Source organism: Wolbachia endosymbiont (group A) of Sphaerophoria taeniata, assembly GCF_947250735.1.
Taxonomy (GTDB): Bacteria; Pseudomonadota; Alphaproteobacteria; order Rickettsiales; family Anaplasmataceae; genus Wolbachia.
In genome coordinates, this window is record NZ_OX366344.1 from 1,036,424 (window position 1) to 1,052,247 (window position 15,824).

Below are 15,824 nucleotides of genomic sequence, written 5' to 3' on the forward strand. Positions count from 1 at the left end.
TGTGAGATACCGTGACGGTATGACGTAGGACTGCTGTCATCCCGCTGCTTGTTAGCGGGATCTATCCGCGGCGGTATGACGTAGGAAAACTGAGCCTGCACTAGCTATAGGCGCGAGAAAGGGGATCGTTTTCACTTACTTGCTTAACAGATTCTATAGAATATTCAGAATATATAAAGTAAGCTAAACTCAAAACACATAATGTAATCAATGTTGGTAACCCTATGTTCAATGCTAACCCAATATTTTCTCTTTTTTCTGGTGGCACTAATCCTTTTAACATTGACACTTTTCCTAATGGAAAATGCCATAAGCAAAGTGTTGATGCAGATGCTACTATTATAAATAGACAAAAATAAGCCTTTTTTGAGGAAAATACAGTTTTTAACGGTGATTTGAGTGTAATGTTAGTAGGTGGTAGAGTTTTAGCTTCATTTGTTGCTGGTGAAGGATCTTTATATTTATTTATTGGTAAAGGGTTTGTAGATTTATGAGGAGTATTTTCATGTTGCGTAGGAGGTTGTTGTATATAAACACCTGAAACTAATTTGAGCAATTGCTCTTTTTTTTTATATACTTGCTTATGTAAATACTCTTTTGGAAAAGAAGACTTGCCAGCTGGTTGTGGTATTTCTAGTATTTCTAATACTTCTGATATCTCACCTGACTCTAATATTTCATGTAATTGTTTATCTTGAAAATAAACAATATTGAATATTGAGTTAAAAACATTGCGAAATGTTTCTGGATCTTGATTTTTGTATCCATTCATCACTTCAATAAATATTTCATCGAGTTTTTTCCCCTGCGCTCAATCTGGTTATCTAACATAGCTACTCTAGCATCATTTTGTGCTTGTTTTATGGCTAATTGTTTTTCTTTCTCTGATAGTTCTTTGGTCTGCTTTTTTGACTTCTTTTTTCTGTTAGCCTTAAAATACTCTGTGTGCGAAGTAGTTTGACCTACATTCTGTTCTGCTTCTTGAGGTATTGGATTTCCTATACTACTTGTCATCCAAGTAGCTGACACTGGGGTCCATTTTTCTTTTTTTTCTGGATTCCAGCGTCAAGCGCTGGAATGACACCAAATGGTATATTGTTGCTCTGTATAGAAGGTTTTGGTGTTCTTAAAAGGGATAACCTTATTACATCATTAAAAAAATTGGATAAGGGAAGGAAGATTCTATATTTTGGTATATTAGCTTTTATTGCAGCAGTAACCACTGGAGCTTTACAATTTACTTTGCTTGCTACGTTAAAGCCAAACGAGCCTGTAAATGGTACAATTTGTCTATTTTGTGCGTTTTTTTGCTTAGTTTCACTCTGTTCTTGTCTGTCTTTATTTTCTGCTTCTTTTACTTGTAGTGTAACTTGACTCTGTTCCTCATTTTCAGTTTTTTCTGCATGTTTTAGCTTTTCATTTAAAAATGACCCTATTTGGTGCAAATTATCTAAGTTAATGTCTTTAACATTTGTTTGTAGTATGATTGTTATTCCTTGCAGAAGGATTTGAGGCGGAGCATTATTTACGAATTCTTTTACAGTTTTATAATTGTTAGTTTTACAGTAGTTATTATATAATTCACTGCTTTCTTTGGGCACTTTTATGTTGACTGTAAAATTTTTTTCCTGAAGAAGGCAGATTTTGAAAAAATCAATTAAAGATTTTATTCGAAATAATCTTATATTAAAGGTGTCTTTATCTGTTGCTGTTAGCTCAAATGAAAATTCTTGTATATTACTTTCAATACTTCTCGAGCGAATGGTACTGATCTTAATTATTTTGCTAGAAAATGCTTTACTTATGTTTTTGGATCTTTCCTTAAAGAACTTAGGTAAATCCTCTATTTTGTACTTATTATCAGTTTCAGTGTCACTGTTGTGCATGGTTGATACAGCAAATTCATCAACGCAAAGGTAAGTAAAAAAAACTAATTGGTCAATAAATTAATAATCAAAATGGGACAGTTTTTAGATTGTTGATGCTATTCAAGATTTTACTATAATTAAAGTTTAAGCCAGCGTTTCTAAGATGAATAAAGAGTTACTGAATGAAATACCTTCACTTGAAGATAAAGCGGTCTCTGAAATTGAGAATGCTTCTTCTTTACAAGATTTAGAAAAAGTCAGGCTATCATATTTGGGAAAAAAGGGTGTAATTAAAGCTTATTTTGACAACTTAAAAGAGATAGAAGACGCAGGAAAAAAGCGCAATTTAGGCGAAGTTATCAACGTTTTACGTAATAAGCTAGATCAGCTTATAATGAATAAGGAAAATGCACTAAAAGCCGAAGAAGTTAACTTTAAATTGCAGAACGAGGCGGTTGATATCACGTTGCCCGTTAGACCAGAAAAAATGGGCAAGGTCCATCCACTCAGTAAGGTTCTAAATGAAGTAAAGCTTATTTTTGCACATATGGGTTTTAAAGCAGTTGATGGCCCTGACATTGAAGATGAATTTCATGTATTTGATGCACTGAATACTCCAAGTCACCACCCTGCGCGGGATGAGCAAGATACCTTCTACTTAAAGAATAAAATAAACGACAAAAGAATGGTGCTGCGCACTCATACCTCATCTGTGGAGATCAGAACTATGGAAAAAGCGAAAACTTTTCCGATTAAAATCGTATCTCCTGGTAGAGTATACAGAAACGACTTTGATGCAACTCACACCCCTATGTTCCATCAAATAGAGGGGTTATATGTCAATGAGAATGTCAATATGGGCCAGTTAAAATTTACTATTCATCACTTCCTTAATAAGTTTTTTGGAGATAAAGGGCTGAAGATACGTTTTCGTAATAGTTTTTTCCCTTTTACCGAGCCTTCTGCAGAAGTGGAAATAAGTTATAAAGGTAGTAAATGGATAGAAGTACTGGGATGCGGTATGACGCATCCAAATGTATTTCAAAATGTTGGAATAGATCACACTAAATACAGCGGTTTTGCGTTTGGCATTGGTATAGAAAGGCTTGCAATGCTAAAATATCAAATTAGCGACTTAAGGAGCTTTTATGACAACAAAATCAGCTGGCTTGATCATTACGGTTTTCATTTTTCATCTTTAAGATAAGTGATAAGTAAAACTCATACGTTCGTTATACTTGCTGCAGGGCATGGCAGGCGGATGAATTCAGATTTGCCTAAGGTCCTACACAAAATAGGCAGTTTTTCCATGCTCCAGCATGTCATTTACAATGCAAAACAGTTAAATCCTGAAAATATTGCTGTTGTAGTTGATCTGCCTTTAATTGAAAGACTAAAGTGCTTTAAGGATATACAGTTAATTACACAAGAATTAACACTTGGCACGGGAGATGCAGTCAAAACTGCAATGAGAAACCTGAAAGAATTGCCAGATTCGAGCATAATTATTGTGCAGTATGGAGATACCCCACTCATAAAAAGCAGCACAATAACTAAAATGGTTAGTTGCTTAGAAGGCAAGGCTCTAGTTTGCCTAGGTTTTAGGACAAGCAATAAAGAATACGGTAGGTTAATTATTGAGAATGGTTCCTTAAGAGAAATCGTAGAAGCAAAGAGTGATAAAAATAATCATGAAGAGTTTCTTGCAAATGCTGGAATAATGGTTGCATGTGCAAAGAATTTACGTGAATTGGTGGAGAAAATAGAGTGCAATAGCTCAACTCATGAATATTATTTGACCGATATAGTTTCCATTGCAGTGAAGAGTAATTTAAATGTCGGTTACGTTATTACCGGTGGAGAAGAGGCAACGGGAATAAATAACAGAAATGACCTTATAAAAGCTGAATTTTACTTTCAAGAAAACAAAAGAAAATTTTTTACCAACTCTGGAGTAACGCTTGTTGCTCCAGAGACTGTTTTCTTTTCTCTTGATACGCAAATTGCCAGAGATTCAGTTATTTACCCATATGTTTTTTTCGGTACTGAAGTGAAAATAGAGTCTGGTGCGAAAATACTGCCATTTTCGCATTTAAAAAACTGCTTAATTAAAAGTAATGCTGAGGTCGGTCCATTTACCAGAATACGCGGAAACACAACAATTGGTAATAAGGCAAAAATAGGAAATTTTGTGGAAGTGAAAACAAGTGAAGTTGGTCAAAACACTAGAATAAAACACTTAAGTTATATAGGAAATGCTAAAGTAGGGCAGAGGAGTAATATAGGAGCAGGTACTATTGTTTGTAATTATGATGGGAAAAAGAAACATAAAACGAACATAGGAAGCAATTGCTTTATTGGTGCCAATAGCTCACTCATTGCACCGCTTAATGTTCATGATGACTCTGTAATTGCGGCAGGTAGTGTTATAGTGGAAGATGTACCAGAAAAAAGCCTTGCAATAGCAAGAGAAAAGCAGGTGATTAAGAGAATAAAGTAATTCGCTGTAATTATATTATTTTTAATGCTTATATTTGTATACATGCGTATATCAATATTTGGAGGGTAAAAATGAAAAAATTACTTACCTTAGTAGCTATATTGCCTGCTGTTTCTTTGTCAGTACCATGTTTTGGAGTTGATTGGGTTAGAGATAGGATCTATACTTCTTCGTCATACAGTTCTGGCAATTTTAGTCATAGTATCGGTTATCACTACACAAACAGCGTAAAAATTTCAGTTGCAAATATTTTTAAATACAGACTGCAAGGAGGAATTTTAGCAAATTTACGTTATCATTACGAGTTTACAAACACGGATATCACTCCGTATGTCAATGTTGGTATAGGTGCTGCTATCGATTTTATTGGACAGTCAAAGTTTGGTTTCTCATATAAAATAAGCTCTGGTCTTGATTTTCCGCTTTCTTCAAGGACAAGTGCTTTTGCTGGTTATAGTCTATTGAAAGCATTTGAAGATTATAATCATGGATTTGAGCTTGGAATAAATTATAACTTATAAAACCCCAGCTGAATAGCAACAGGTTGTACTTTTTTCAAATTGAAGCTGAATTTTTGCTAGATAATTAATAAGCCGTATTATGGAGTTTTAATTAGAGACCTACCGCAAAAGCAAAGTGAGGGAGATTAAAAATGATCAAGTTTTGCTTCTGTTCAAAACAAGATTTTTTGAGAATTAATTATTGTCTGAGAAAAAGCAGATAACAAGGTGAAAAAAGATAGAAGTATTTAAGTAGCTCAGAAGGAGCATTAAGTCATGTTTTTTATTTATATTGACAGCATATATGACATCGTTTACGATTAAAGTTAATAACAATAATTTATATTTATCATGTTTGCAGTAATTGAGACTGGTGGAAAACAATATTTAGTAAAAGAAGGCAGTATAATAAAAGTAGAGAAGTTAGAAGTTGAAGAAAAAAAAGAGGTAGAAATCAATAAGGTGATTTGTATTTCAAATAATGGCTTATCTTATTCATCTAATGCTACTGTTAAAGCTGAAGTATTGGAGCAGTGTAGAGGAGAAAAAATTATAATCTTTAAGAAGAAAAGAAGAAAAAATTACCGTAGAAAGACTGGTCATAGGCAGTATATAACTGTTCTTCGTATCAATGAAATTAATCTTCAAAAGTAAGAGGTAAGATATGGCAACTAAAAAATCAGGTGGTAGTTCCTGTAATGGTAGAGATTCAGCAGGTCGTAGGTTAGGAATAAAGAAGAATGGGAAGGTTATTCCTGGTAACATAATTGTGCGCCAAAGAGGCACAAAATTCCATCCTGGGAAGAATGTTGGTATAGGTAAAGATCATACGATTTTTGCCAAAGTAGAAGGCTGGGTCAGCTTTAGAAGGTCAGCAAATAAAAAGACTTTTATTGATATCTTGCCTACAGATAATATGAAAGCTTCAGCTTGAATAAATCAGGGGTCTGTAGCTCAGGTGGTTAGAGCGCACGCCTGATAAGCGTGAGGTCGGAGGTTCAACTCTTCCCAGACCCACCATTTAACCTATTCGAACTTTTCTCTATAGTAATTTAACATAGCACAAAACTGACCTTAACCAGAAAAAGTGGAGAGAAAGAAAGGGCGTTTTTTATAGTGAAAATATTTTTTCAAGTTTGAATAATGAATAGTGATGGCAAACAGAAGAGAATATACAGTTGAGTTTAACATTAGGAGCTGTAAAGCTAGTGAGAGAAACGATTACAAAAATAGCAAGAGACTAGGTGTAAGTGATGGTGTGTTGGGCAAATGGGTAAGGAAATATAATAAAAAAAATCATTGATATTTCGTGTTAAGTTAAGTATACTAAAAAGCTACTCACAAAGTAGGATATAATAGAGAGGTAGAACTGTAGGTGCACAGGTACTTAGCAAATTTAATGATGAATTCAAAGCAAGTTATATTGAAGGATTAAAAAAAACTTATTTTGGTGTTTTGTTGTCAACAACCTCTGAAGTTAGAGAAGAAATAGAAAAGTTAATAGAAGACAATCTAACTAAAGGTAAGATAACTATAGATGGAAAAGAAGTTTACGTGGGTTTAATACATCAAAATGATGATACGTATAGTGTTGAATTTAGTGAGGATGATTCTCAGCTAGGTATAAAGGGTGCGTATGTTTATGAACTGCTAATCAACAAGGGTAGGGCAGGTAAGAAAATATTAAGTGTGAAAATTAAAGGTGATAGTAAGGGAAAAGATACTATAATAGGTGGTCCAGGTAAAATCTCAATATTTCCACAACATCTACTTTACGTAAAAGAAGCAATAGCCCATTTGAAAGATGGTGGGAACCCTATTACGGAGTTAGCACTTGCAACAGGAACTGGAAAAACTTTTATAGAATTGCTTGTATGATATCTGCCAGCTAGACTAATGGGCATACATTACATATCTTTAGCACCAGATACTGATTTAGTAGAACAGAAACGTGATGATTGGAAAAAACTATTATCTAATGTAGGCGTTAATGATATTAAGTTAAATGGAATCAATAATAAAGGAAATTGTGCTATATTAAGCAATAAGGGTCTTCTGAAGAATTGGAATCAGTTCTTGGAGGTTGTAGGTCTTGAGAATCTTCCTGGTATTATAAAAGCCTTGGGTATTCAGGATAAAGAATTTAAAGTAAGAGATGGAAAAATAAGTATAGATGGTAAGAGTTTTGTAATTCACAAGAATGAAATTCAGTTTGGCGATCAGAAATACAAGGTTAAAGATGGCAAAGTTAAAATTAATAATGAAGAATTTACTCTTGATATTGAGAAGCTAGTATTCCTATCTTTTGATGAAGAACATAGGGTAGATAAAGAAGAGATGTATAAGTATCGCATGGGATTGTTGTCTGCACTTTGTCCTACGTTGTTTTTGAGCGCAACACCTTCTGGCAATATTTATGAATATGTTAAAAACAATAACGGCTTGATAAAAACACTTTCTCTGAAAGATAAAATGGAATCTGGTGCTTACGGCCCTCTGGAGCTTAAAGTTCATCAAAGCGTAGAAGAACCCTTGGTCACTAAATATATTAGTGAGCTTGAAGGTGCGGTAACTTTTAGGGAGGAAGCAAGAAGTAAAAAATCTTTTTATCATACGCCGTGCACAGACTTAGAGGATGAAGATTTAAAAAAGGATATAGAAAATTATATATTCTACAATATTCAAAGCGTAGTTGGTGAACCAGCTCTCGTTTTAGCAGAGTCTAATAATCTGAAAGGTGAGTTCAGGAAGAAGATTACCCATGACGTGTTTAAAGACGGGATTAGTTACGGCTATAATACGGTTGGCAAAAAACGCAATGAAATAATAAATCACTTAATTGATGTATATGGAAGTGATAAAAGCCATATAATCAAGGAAGTTGTTGACGGTACTCTCGATTATAAGAGTGAAGTTCACGATTATTCCGCATTTCGTGTTATGCATGGAGTAATTGAGAACACACTTTCCTTCCTTAAGGGGCTTTCAAGGAGTGAGTTAGATATAGCAAGGTTTCCAAATTTTAAAGATCTGGGTTCACAAGTTAAAGAAAGTTTGGATAAATGTTCCGCAGGAGAAACGCAAGCAGGCCTGAGAAGGTATTTGACAGAGCAAGGTATCGTGAATGACAAAACAACGAGTGATATTATACAAGGAATGCTAGATGTAGTTAAATTGTTGCAGGATAAAAAAGATACAGACCTGTTTACAAGATTGGTAAGAAACTGGAATCAAGATAAACAACTTCACACTATGATACCGATAAATCTTCCAGTGGATGCATATGGTCTTAATAAACTTGACAAAGAAAAGATTTTAAAATCTTTGGGAATAGGGGCAAAAGAGGTTTTGTTCACAAACCTTGGTTACTTTACGGAATGTGAAATGTTTGACTCAACAAGATCACTTTCAGGAAGAAGATTTACATTTGATGAAAAAAAGTTGAAAGATATTTTCCAGTACTTAAAAGATAATTATGAAATAAATGGCAATATTACAAAGATAGAAGAGGAATGCTTGGAAGCGTACAAGCAATTAGAAGAGAGTGAGAGAAAGAGGCAAGAATATTATGATCAGCATATGTATCCACTTGAAGATAGAGTACGTGCTATAAGCCCTAAAGGATATACATATAGTCTTAGTAACGGAGGGTTTTGTCAGCTTCGGTCTTGGAGGATCAGTGATACCTTAAGTCCTCAAGCTCTAAATGAATTTGAGGAAAAAATCAGTAAAGACAAAGAAGAGTTTAACAAGTATAAAAATGGCAAAGATTACTTAGACTTAGACTCATTGGTGCATTATAGTAAGGAAAATTTATTTGAAAGATTTTGTCAAGTGAAAGAGCAGTTTAAAATGCAAGAACTATATCCATTGCTTAAGCTAAGGAAGTTCTCTGATAAATACAAATATATAGAAGGGAGTGTCCAGGATCATGATGCACTATTGCGTATGGGGCTTTGTGGTAATTATGTTAACCATGAGAAAGTGCAGGGCTTTAATGCCATTGACTTACAGCATGTTGTGATGCTTATAGATCAACGGTCTGATTTTCTTAATAATCCACCACAACTTATACAAGGCCCTGGTAGGCTTAGGTGTTTGAACCTTGCAAGACCTTCAACCTTTTTCTGTTACTCAAGTGAAAGGCTAAAGTTTGATATAAAGTTGTTACAGAAGGGAGACTACATAGACGATTACAACAGAACAGTGAATCAGGATAATGCAAAAACTCCAGAGCAGTTTGGTGATGAGATCTTAAGTATGATAGATAAGCTCATTGAGAATGAGGTATCTAAGATAATAAAAGGAAAAAAAGAGACTGACGTAAGCTCGAGTAATGAAGGGGAAAAGCTGCAATTTAAAGAGGTTGATGATTTAGCAGTTGAAGTTCTTGATCAGCTAATTTCTGCATTTGAAGCAGCCTATAATAGTAAAGGCCATAATGGTGCAGAAGCACAAGACTACTTTGTTCAAGCTCTTAAACGCGTAACTTATAAAATTGAGGGGCTATTTAGAGGTAGAGTAGATAATCTGGGTATTGAGCACAATATTAGGGGTATTCAATCTAAAATTGATAATATAGTGAATAAGATTCAGGAGAATAACAAAAATAAAGGAGAAGTTGAGGCAAAATTGAAAGTTGATGGAAATATTATAAAAAGATTCCTAATTAAACTTTATCGCTTAGTAAGGCGTTTAATATTTTGCAGAATAAAGCTTGAAAGAGAAAAAATAGGACTTGAAAAAGAAGGAAGAAGTCTTAATCAAGAAAAGACAAAGTTTGAAAAAGAAAAGTCACGATTTGAGGCACAGATAAAAACCGAATAGAAAGAAGAGTTCATAGGAATAATCAAAAAGAAAGAGAGTATAAAAGGGAAAAATATAACAGAGGAGGAGAGAAAGTATATAATAGAAAATGACATAGAAATTACAAAGGAAAATTTAAAAGAAGTAGAAACCATTCTTGGGCAGATTACAGCACTGGAAGTATTAAAGAGAGAAGAATGGTTTATGCAGCTTGTTAAAATTGAATTTAATACAAAAACAACATTATCTTTATTAGAAGAGATAAAATCGCTTGTAGCTAACGCTAATACGGAATTAGACGAAACAACTCAGATTAATGTATATGCAAAACAACTGATAGATCAGCTTAAACATATGAGTAGTGAAGTGGATAGTACTATTAATGAAGCACGTCTAGAGTTTGTTAGAATAAGATTAGAAAAGCTTAAGGAAGAAAAAGCAAAGATAGAAGAGCTTGCAAATAAAAAGCAAGAATCGCAACAAAAAAAGGAGAAGTTTGAAAAAATACTAAATTATAAGGAAGATAGTATGAAATATAATAAGCATTACAACAACGTAGTTAACTTATTTTTAACAAAAAGTAGCATCAAGAAAAATTACTTGCAAAATAAAGTTGAGTGGGTACGTAAGATATATCCAGAGTTTATGGAGGTATTTTTTAGCCAATACTATACAGAAGACCGTAAGGGTTCTCAACAGTTAGAAGAACATGAAGACATTCATCAGTTAGAAGAACATATTATCTGTTGCACAAAGAGTTCGGTTTTCTTGGAGCTGTTTACCAATGTTGTAATGCCGCTGTACAATGATGGTATGCTGCAGATAGCACTGGATACAATTTACTGTGATGAAGATAACACTTTAAAAGTGGGAGAAATTAATAAATTTTATGAAAGCGTGTTAGAAGGAAAGCCTAATGTAGGACAGGCTAAAGAGGTCATAGACTATATGACAGCAATACAAAAAATGATCTGTAAGAATATAAAACCACAGCCTAATAGTTTACGCGAATATACAGTATACAACGCAAGATCAGAAATTAAGAAATTAGAAAACAAGGAAGCTCATAAGGTAAAATCGGATATTTGTAGATATATCATAAAGCCAATCGTGGAAAAATTGTCAAGTTCTTCTACTATAAAGTATTGGGTAGATGATAATCCATCTAGGCAAGAGAAAGTTGCATATGCTGCTGAAAGTGTTGGAGAAAGGTTAAAAAGCGCAAAACCTTTGAACTGCGAAGTTATTATATCTCCAAACACGGAGTTCACTAATCCTATCCGAGCACAGTTTTCCAAAGGTAATATATCAACTGAGCTGAATGATGTTGTTTCTCAAAAATGGTGCGGGGAATCATTGGATTTAAGGTTATCTTAATTTATGCACATAAATATTATCTAAAATGCATAAAGTACTGCTAATTTTGCCCGTTTAACAAGAAGGTTGTGAGAGGAGTTTGTTTTTGGTATTATTGGTCCACCATTTAACAGTTAGTAGATGTATCCTTTATAGCGACTTTAATATTGTATAAGCAGAAACCTAAAGCATGAGTTTATATAAAAATTTAGTAACCAGTGAGTCAGTGGCTGCTGGTCATCCAGATAAAGTAGCAGATCAAATTTCAGATGCAATACTTGATGAATACCTTTTCACTGATCCTTTTGCGCGAGCTGCAATAGAGACTTTAGTCACCAAAGATAACGTTATTATAGCTGGGGAAGTATTCGGACCTAACATCAAAAATAGCAGGATTGAAAGTATTGTACGGAATACAATAAAAGATATTGGTTATGAGCATGATGTTTTCCACTGGAGAAAAGTGAAGGTAAATATACTGCTGCATGAGCAATCAAATGACATTGCAATAGGGTTGGATCAAGGTGCTGGCGATCAGGGCATAATGTATGGCTATGCAACAACAGAGACAGAAAACCTTATGCCAGCAGCCATTTTTTATGCACACTCGATTCTGAAAAATATCATGAGCGCAGTTAAAGAAGCAAAGCTTGGTCCGGATGCAAAATCACAAATCACTTTGGCATATGAGAATAACCTCCCGGTACGTGCTGAAAGTATCATTGTCTCAATACAGCACCCTGAGGATTTGGATCAATCAAAAGTAAAAGAAATAATTTATCCTTACATAGTTTCATCTTTACCTAAAGGGTGGATATGTCCTGAGGAAAATCTCTTAGTCAATCCAACTGGTAGATTTGTTATTGGTGGACCGGTTAGTGATTGTGGATTAACCGGAAGAAAAATTATGGTTGATACCTATGGAGGTTATATTCCACACGGTGGAGGGGCATTTTCCGGAAAAGATGCAACCAAAGTTGATAGATCTGCAGCTTATATGGCAAGATACCTTGCTAAAAATATTGTCTTTGCAGGTTTAGCTGAACGTTGTCTTGTGCAGCTTTCTTATGCAATTGGTGTATCAAAACCTACTTCATTCTATATTGATACATTTGGTACGAATGCGGTGGAGGAAAGAGTAATTAAAGAGTTTATCGAGAATAGTATAGATTTATCAACAAAAGGCATAATCAAGCATTTATCGCTTAATCGCCCTATATATAAACGTACAGCCTGTTATGGACATTTTGGTAAAGAGTCAGAAAATGACGGTGGATTTTCTTGGGAAAGCATGAACTTGTCTGCTGATCTTTGTAGAGAATTCAATATAGAAGGTAATAGTAAAATTTCTTTAGATTGCTAAAATTTTTGATTTACAGCCTCATATTTATATACTAGCTTATTGTTGAAGTATAATTGCTTTTTCATAATAATTATACTATATTAGTGATAATTATTATATTCAGTTTTTATTGTGAGGCTCATAAAATGTATAACGGAATAGAAGAAGAATTCTGTAGCATAGCTATAAAAGAATCATCTGATCTTATTGATAGAATAGAAGAACATCCTTTTTATGTTGAATTGATGAATGGCAAATTAAGTTATAAGAAGTTCAAGTTCTACGTTCAACAGACTTTTTTATGCTTAGTGGATTGCACTTGTGCTTTTTTAATTATTGCAGCTAGAGCTAATGATATTGAAACAATGGATAAATTAACCTTTATAGCTCGTAAAATATTCAGTATGCGAAGTCTATGTGAGGAGCAGTTTACAGAATGTAACTCATCCGATAATCACAAAAGATCGAAATCTAGTTCTGCCTTTATTGATTTCTTCATGCGTGCTGCATACCATAATTCAGTAGCTGAAGGCTTAGCAGCTTCTTATCCATGTTTTGGTATGTGTCAGATCACCTTTCAACATACGGTAAAAGATAGCATTCCTTCAAGCAATAAGTATAAAAAATGGATTAATCTCTATAATACTAATATAGTGGATAACACAGCTGATGCTATAACTGAGATTGTGAATAAGCTGTATAGAGAATCTAGTAATAAGGAGAAGAAAAAGATGCTCGAGTTTTTTCGTAACGGATTAGAACTTGAGGTAATATTCTGGGATGAGATGTATTACTCTAATATATCTAGCAAAGAATATTAGCAGCGGATTATTTACGTTGACTTGATCTTTATCGGTAACTACAGTGTTCAGTGGCATAATTAGGAGCTGTTACGGGTCAAATCTTTTAAAGGATATAATTGAGCATCCTTTTAATGTTAAGTTGGCGAATAACACCCTAAATATAGAGAACTTCAAATTCTATGCTCAACAAAAGACGTTGCTCTTAGGTGATTATATTCGTACTACCTTAATTACTGCATCCAGAATGGAAGATTATAGTAGTATTATCTCGCTTACTGAAGTAGCCCAAAGAGCAGTGACTGTTAATAGAGTGCTATATGACTACTACTTTACTATGTACAGTATAAGTCGTGGAAAGAAATCTCTTGAGTGTTTTAATTTCACTAATTTTCTTTTATCCATCTCGTATAGTAATACCTATGAGGCTATGACAGTTTTGTATTCTTGCATGTTTATATACAAGACTGTCGTTGATAGCATGAAAAATAGATTCAAAAAAAATAATAGATATAGGGATTGGTTTTATTTTTGTTACAGTGATTCAGTAAAGTCTGGATGCATTATTTTGGAAAATATTATTGATGGATATTGCAGCAGAGCAAGAGAAAATGAAAAGAGCAAAATGCTTGAGTTGTTTAGAATAACTGCACAATTTGTGTTAGATTTTTTGAACGGTGCATATAATTTTTCAAGATTCAATCAATTTCCTAAGGAACATTGACAATTTTAAGCTAATTTGTATCCTTAGTAAGTATTTTTTAAAATGCTATGAAAAGTAAAGAACATGATTTTCATTTAGTGGACCCAAGTCCTTGGCCAATTGCTATATCAGCAGCAATTCTTATTCTTGCACTTGGATTAGTTGGCGCGCTTCATAAACAAATTTTCGGAATGTTTTGTTTAGTTCTGGGAATCTCTGCAGTATCAGGGGTGCTGTTCTATTGGTGGAGAGATGTAATAAGGGAGGCCATTTATGACAAATGTCACACTGCCATTGTAAAACATGGACTCAAATTTGCAATGTACTTATTTATTCTCTCGGAGGTCGTGTTTTTTATAGTGTTCTTTTGTTCATTCTTTAAAGCCTGGCTTGATCCAGTTTTTTTATTTGAGGCGTTTTCTCCTGCAAAAAAAGTTGAATGGCCCCCTGAGGGGATTTTGCCGCCTGATCCATGGTCATTACCATTCATGAATACATTAATATTATTGCTTTCTGGTACAACAATTACTTGGGCAAATCACTCTTTACTTGAAAATGATAAAAAGAGCATGATTAAAATGCTGTCCATAACTATATTGCTTGGGTTTTTTTTTATAATAGTGCAAGCAATAGAGTATCATGAAGCGAGTTTTTCTCTACAAGAAACAGGAGAAAAGCTTATTTATACATCCAATTTTTATATGATTACCGGTTTTCACTGCGCACACGTTATAATAGGAATAATATTTTTATCAGTGTGTTTATTTAGAGCGCGGAAAGGCCAGTTTACACCTCAGGACCATTTGTGCTTTGAGTTTGCCTCCTGGTATTGGCACTTTGTAGATGTAGTCTGGATGTTTTTATTTTTGTTTGTCTATTGGTTAAGCGTTTATTAAGTGGTTAAAATAATAGGTCTAGATCCAGGGATAAGCAAGACTGGTTGGGCTATTATCAGCCTGAACGAGAAAAATAATATTGAATTTTTGGGCGGCGGTACCATATCAACTGATGGTAAATTGGGTACAGGTGAACGCTTACATATAATTTTTGAACAATTAAAGAAAGTAATATTTCAATATTCTCCGAATGAAGCTGCAGTAGAAAAAATTTTTGTTAATAAAAATCCTAAATCTTCACTAACTTTAGGATATGCAAGAGGGGTTGTAATTTTAGCGTTAAAAATAACAAAGCTAACTATGAATGAATATGATGCAAACTATGTAAAAAAAAGCATTACCGGAAATGGCCATGCTGATAAGGATCAGATTATATTTATGGTGAAGCAAATAGTTAAAAATTTGAGTATAAAATGTCACCATGCTGCTGATGCTCTTGCTGTAGCAATTTGTCATGCTTATACGAAAGGTTCTTGTTTTGTTGAGTAACTTTTATATGAGATTCAGTTTGAAGATTTCCAGATCTGAAAAAACTATTTGATTGTATTTATCTTGTCTAACGTTCGTTGCAAAATAATACATGCGGAGATTTTATCATCTATTTTTTTCGATTTTGTGATTGATATTCCAGTGATTTTTAGTGTATGAGTTGCGATAGATGTTGAGAAGCTTTCGTCTTGTAAGTATATATGTACTTTATATTTTTTTATTATTTTATTTGCGAATTGGATTATGGTTTTACACCATTTAGTTTCTTGCTCGTCCATTTTTAATGGTAGTCCTATTACCATTGATCCAGCTTCATTTTCTTTGAATATTCTATGCAGATAACCTAAATCTTTGCTCATATTTTTCCTATAATATACACTATGAGCTGTGGCTATAAGCTGTGTTTTATCGCTAAATGCTATGCCTATTTGCTTTTCTCCCATGTCAAGGCACATTATGCGCTTATCTTTTGGAATAGACTTTAGAAACTCATCTGGATTTCTATGTAGCATCTATTAGACTTCCTTTAAAGTGACCTTACCCAGAAAAAGTAGAGAGAAAGTC

Annotated in this window: 17 protein-coding genes, 1 tRNA gene and 1 pseudogene; 15 read left to right on the forward strand and 4 right to left on the reverse strand. The window is 33.8% G+C overall.

The window, feature by feature from the left end; translation table 11 throughout:
- Window positions 1–100: 100 nt before the first annotated feature.
- The 3 genes and pseudogenes from OOK84_RS05155 to OOK84_RS05165 all read right to left on the reverse strand — a co-directional run.
- Window positions 101–772, reverse strand: a complete 672-nt coding sequence (locus tag OOK84_RS05155; RefSeq protein ID WP_264731381.1) for a hypothetical protein — start codon at window positions 770–772, stop codon at window positions 101–103.
- Window positions 772–1,014 (reverse strand): hypothetical protein, encoded by a 243-nt coding sequence (locus OOK84_RS05160; protein WP_264731387.1) that lies wholly within the window; start codon window positions 1,012–1,014, stop codon window positions 772–774. The genes OOK84_RS05155 and OOK84_RS05160 overlap by 1 nt, the downstream gene beginning before the upstream one ends.
- 235 nt (window positions 1,015–1,249) lie before the next feature.
- Window positions 1,250–1,886 (reverse strand): annotated as a pseudogene (locus OOK84_RS05165) (hypothetical protein); the annotation flags it as partial.
- Between the two features lie 145 nt (window positions 1,887–2,031).
- On the opposite strand from OOK84_RS05165, the gene pheS reads away from it, so the two are divergent.
- The 15 genes from pheS (at window position 2,032) to ruvC (ending at window position 15,260) form a co-directional block, all read left to right on the forward strand.
- Entirely contained in the window at window positions 2,032–3,075 is a 1,044-nt protein-coding gene (gene pheS, locus OOK84_RS05170) for a phenylalanine--tRNA ligase subunit alpha (RefSeq protein ID WP_264731396.1), read from the forward strand.
- Window positions 3,076–4,368, forward strand: coding sequence for a bifunctional UDP-N-acetylglucosamine diphosphorylase/glucosamine-1-phosphate N-acetyltransferase GlmU (gene glmU, locus OOK84_RS05175; protein ID WP_264731399.1), 1,293 nt, complete (start codon window positions 3,076–3,078; stop codon window positions 4,366–4,368).
- A gap of 71 nt (window positions 4,369–4,439) precedes the next feature.
- The gene (locus OOK84_RS05180; RefSeq protein WP_264731401.1) at window positions 4,440–4,889 is read left to right on the forward strand and encodes a P44/Msp2 family outer membrane protein; all 450 of its coding nucleotides are present in this window, start codon (window positions 4,440–4,442) and stop codon (window positions 4,887–4,889) included.
- A gap of 330 nt (window positions 4,890–5,219) precedes the next feature.
- A complete protein-coding gene (gene rplU, locus OOK84_RS05185; RefSeq protein WP_096617066.1) occupies window positions 5,220–5,522 on the forward strand; it encodes a 50S ribosomal protein L21 in 303 nt (100 codons plus the stop codon).
- Between the two features lie 10 nt (window positions 5,523–5,532).
- A complete protein-coding gene (gene rpmA / locus OOK84_RS05190) occupies window positions 5,533–5,802 on the forward strand; it encodes a 50S ribosomal protein L27 (RefSeq protein WP_096617064.1) in 270 nt (89 codons plus the stop codon).
- Between the two features lie 9 nt (window positions 5,803–5,811).
- Window positions 5,812–5,888, forward strand: a tRNA-Ile gene (locus OOK84_RS05195).
- Between the two features lie 133 nt (window positions 5,889–6,021).
- Complete coding sequence (locus OOK84_RS05200; protein WP_264731404.1) at window positions 6,022–6,171, forward strand: transposase; 150 nt, start codon at window positions 6,022–6,024, stop codon at window positions 6,169–6,171.
- A gap of 155 nt (window positions 6,172–6,326) precedes the next feature.
- Window positions 6,327–6,746 (forward strand): hypothetical protein, encoded by a 420-nt coding sequence (locus tag OOK84_RS05205; RefSeq protein ID WP_264731405.1) that lies wholly within the window; start codon window positions 6,327–6,329, stop codon window positions 6,744–6,746.
- A gap of 18 nt (window positions 6,747–6,764) precedes the next feature.
- Entirely contained in the window at window positions 6,765–9,695 is a 2,931-nt protein-coding gene (locus OOK84_RS05210; protein ID WP_264731407.1) for a hypothetical protein, read from the forward strand.
- A gap of 183 nt (window positions 9,696–9,878) precedes the next feature.
- Window positions 9,879–11,051, forward strand: a complete 1,173-nt coding sequence (locus OOK84_RS05215) for a hypothetical protein (RefSeq protein ID WP_264731408.1) — start codon at window positions 9,879–9,881, stop codon at window positions 11,049–11,051.
- Between the two features lie 169 nt (window positions 11,052–11,220).
- Window positions 11,221–12,393 (forward strand): methionine adenosyltransferase, encoded by a 1,173-nt coding sequence (gene metK / locus OOK84_RS05220; protein WP_264731410.1) that lies wholly within the window; start codon window positions 11,221–11,223, stop codon window positions 12,391–12,393.
- A 125-nt stretch (window positions 12,394–12,518) separates the two neighbouring features.
- Window positions 12,519–13,193 carry a TenA family protein gene (locus OOK84_RS05225; protein ID WP_264731412.1) on the forward strand — a complete coding sequence of 225 codons (675 nt, stop codon included), beginning with the start codon at window positions 12,519–12,521 and terminating at the stop codon, window positions 13,191–13,193.
- Window positions 13,194–13,236: 43 nt separating this feature from the next.
- Window positions 13,237–13,896 (forward strand): TenA family protein, encoded by a 660-nt coding sequence (locus tag OOK84_RS05230; RefSeq protein ID WP_264731414.1) that lies wholly within the window; start codon window positions 13,237–13,239, stop codon window positions 13,894–13,896.
- Window positions 13,897–13,943: 47 nt separating this feature from the next.
- Window positions 13,944–14,771 carry a cytochrome c oxidase subunit 3 gene (locus OOK84_RS05235; protein ID WP_264731416.1) on the forward strand — a complete coding sequence of 276 codons (828 nt, stop codon included), beginning with the start codon at window positions 13,944–13,946 and terminating at the stop codon, window positions 14,769–14,771.
- The gene (gene ruvC, locus OOK84_RS05240; RefSeq protein WP_253309367.1) at window positions 14,772–15,260 is read left to right on the forward strand and encodes a crossover junction endodeoxyribonuclease RuvC; all 489 of its coding nucleotides are present in this window, start codon (window positions 14,772–14,774) and stop codon (window positions 15,258–15,260) included.
- A gap of 44 nt (window positions 15,261–15,304) precedes the next feature.
- Here the strand turns inward: ruvC and ruvX are convergent, their stop codons facing one another.
- Complete coding sequence (gene ruvX, locus OOK84_RS05245) at window positions 15,305–15,772, reverse strand: Holliday junction resolvase RuvX (protein WP_253309368.1); 468 nt, start codon at window positions 15,770–15,772, stop codon at window positions 15,305–15,307.
- Window positions 15,773–15,824: the final 52 nt, after the last annotated feature.